Genomic DNA, 613 nt, shown 5'->3' with positions numbered 1-613 from the left:
GTTACTGCCCCTTATGTGGGTGTTATGCTTCAAGGAGAAGTTTTTGGCTGAATATAACCTAGATTTTGCTGAGCGCATGCTAGAGTCGAGCGAATACCTGTTGTCGTCAGCGAAACCAGCATCTGAAAAAGCTGCAATTTACAATTCGCTGGTTGCGTGTGAAATAGCACTAAAATCTGCTTTAGAATCGGCTGGTAAACCTCTCAGAGACATACCTTGGAGTCATAATCTTTCAGAACTACTCGGCCTTGTAACTGGATGCACGGTAGAGGTTCGGGTAGGTGATACTTTTCGTCGGTTGCCTGCTACGAGGCTTCGAGCAAAAAACGTAGATCCTCAATACGCAAATGCTACTGTTGGTCACCTTTTGCAAGCAGATTCACTTGGTGCTTCAAAGTATCCTAATCAAATTAGATATGGCGAAACGTTAAAACACTTTCCTGCTTCCGTTGTGGCAAATCTGGCTAGAGTGCTCATTAATTGGGTTAGGCAAAATGCTCAAACAATTGAAGCATAACAAACCACTCAAGTCGCTCGCAGGCTCGCTGGGACAGTAACATATGGGCTCTGTCGCTTCGCTCGGATTTTAGCCCATATGTTACTGCCCCTTAGT

The 613-nt window shown here is 44.9% G+C and carries 1 protein-coding gene; it reads left to right on the top strand.

From position 1 onward, the window contains the following. A partial coding sequence (locus tag ACXAFQ_RS20485; RefSeq protein WP_474825219.1) for a HEPN domain-containing protein occupies positions 1-517 on the top strand: 517 nt, incomplete at its 5' end. Positions 518-613 lie beyond the last annotated feature (96 nt).

The organism is Alteromonas sp. ABH2_165 (assembly GCF_056159945.1).
The sequence above is the reverse complement of the archived record's forward strand: the minus strand, read 5'-3'. Positions and strand labels throughout refer to the sequence as shown.